Consider the following 1907-nt stretch of genomic DNA (forward strand, 5'->3'; position numbering starts at 1 on the left):
CATTGTACCCGCGGCATTGACCGGCCGTCCGCGTGAAAGCGGTCGCGGCAGCGCAGGAGCCGGCTCGATGGCGGCGCCCGTCATTGCCGCCAATTTCATCCGCACGGCGCCGGAGCAGGTTTATCTCGATGGATTCCAGCCACGAGGAAAGACGTCCGATCACCGCCGCTTCACCGGCTCCGCGGTGAAATTCCTGCCCATCGCCAGCTTCAGATAGGTCGACTCTGCAAGCCTGTAAGATATTATCCAAATTTGACAATCAGGCATGAAATTGTAAGATAATCGTCTTTCCCCGGCGAGAGGCGATGACCATGTCGATCCGCGAAGAACTGGCCAACGCCACCTTGGCGTTCACGTCGGCGGAAGAAAAGATCGTTCAGGTCCTGCTTGCCGATTATCCGATGTCGGGGTTGGGAACAGCGACCCGGCTGGCGCGTCGCGCCGGCGTCAGCGACCCGAGCGTGACGCGGCTGATGACCAAGCTCGGCTATGTCGGCTTTGCCGATTTCCAGGCGCGGTTGCTCACGGAAGTGGAATCCCGGCTGCATTCGCCGCTGCTGATGATGGAGGCCAAGCGCCCGGGCGGCTCCAGCGAAGGCACGGCACTGGCCTATTTCCATTCGGTTTCCGACAGTCTGAAGCGTACGCGAACGGCGGTGCCCCTGCAGGCCTATACGCGCGCCGTCAACCTGCTGCTCGAGACCAAGGGCCAGGTCGTGCTGCTGGGCGGCCGTTTCAGCCGCCATATCGCCTCCATGCTTGCGGGTTACCTTCTGCAGTTCCGCTCCGGCGTGCGCGACATCGGTTCGTTGAGCCCCGCCGATTTCGACCTGTTGATCGATCTTGGCAAGCGCGACCTTCTCGTCGTGTTCGACTACCGGCGCTACCAGTCGGACGTGGTGAGTTTTGCACAGCAGGCGAAAGAACGCGGCGTCTCCGTCCTGCTGTTCACCGATGTGTGGCTGTCGCCGATCGCTGACGTGGCCGACCTGACCATGGTGGCGGCGATCGACGCCAACTCGCCCTTCGACACGCTGGCGACCGCCGTCGCGCAGATGGAAACCGTTTTTGCCCATGCGTTGGAAGGCCATGGCGCCGGGGTACGCAAGCGCATCGAGGACATCGAGAAAATCCGCAGCGCCAATGCCGTTACCCTCCATGCCGGCCTGTCGCCCTTCGACACCGAAACCACCAAACCAAGAACCCCGAGGAAATAGCGTCGAAGCGCCCGGCGCGGCGATGCGAGGAAGGAACAATCATGGCCGATATCCAGACCATCATCGATGCCGCGCAGGCTGAAATCGAGGCCGACCGCGACTGGCTGATCGGCCTGGTCCGCGACATGGTCCGCATCCCTTCGGTCAATCCCAAATTCGAAGCCAATCCGGCGATCAATCGCGAGGCGGACGTCCAGGCGCTCTTGGAGCCGATCTTGAAGCACGATGGCTTCAAGACCGAGCAGTGGGACGCCTTGCCCGGCCGGCCAAATCTGGTCGGCGAATGGGCTGGAAGCGAAGACCGCAGCCTGATCCTGTGCGGGCACATCGATGTCGTGCCGGTCGGCGAGATGAAGGACTGGTCGGTCGATCCGTTCGGCGGTGAGATCACTGACGGCCGGCTCTATGGCCGGGGCGCGGTCGACATGAAGGGCGGCGTCGCGGCTTGCGTCGCCGCCGCGCACGCGATCCGCAAGGCAGGCATCACGCTGCAGGGGCGGCTGGCGATCCACTCCGTCGTCGACGAGGAGGCCGGCGGCTTCGGCGCCATGGATGCGGTGAAGAAGGGCAAGCTCGCCAAGGCGGTGCTGGTCGCCGAGCCGACCTGGGGCGATGTCCTGCCGGTCGAGGGCGGGCTTGAGTGGGCGCGGGTGACGATCCGTGGCCGCAACGCGCATTCGGCGCTGCGCT

The 1907-nt window shown here is 64.0% G+C and carries 2 protein-coding genes and 1 pseudogene; all 3 read left to right on the forward strand.

Annotated features, from left to right (window positions below; translation table 11 throughout):
* Positions 1–217: pseudogene (locus tag EOA36_RS34565) on the forward strand (peptidase M15); the annotation flags it as partial.
* A 94-nt stretch (positions 218–311) separates the two neighbouring features.
* Complete coding sequence (locus EOA36_RS34570; protein WP_127281148.1) at positions 312–1217, forward strand: MurR/RpiR family transcriptional regulator; 906 nt, start codon at positions 312–314, stop codon at positions 1215–1217.
* A 41-nt stretch (positions 1218–1258) separates the two neighbouring features.
* The coding region (locus EOA36_RS34575) for a M20/M25/M40 family metallo-hydrolase (RefSeq protein WP_127281149.1) at positions 1259–1907 on the forward strand (649 nt) is incomplete at its 3' end.

This window comes from Mesorhizobium sp. M8A.F.Ca.ET.021.01.1.1, assembly GCF_003998025.1.
Classification (GTDB): domain Bacteria; phylum Pseudomonadota; class Alphaproteobacteria; order Rhizobiales; family Rhizobiaceae; genus Mesorhizobium.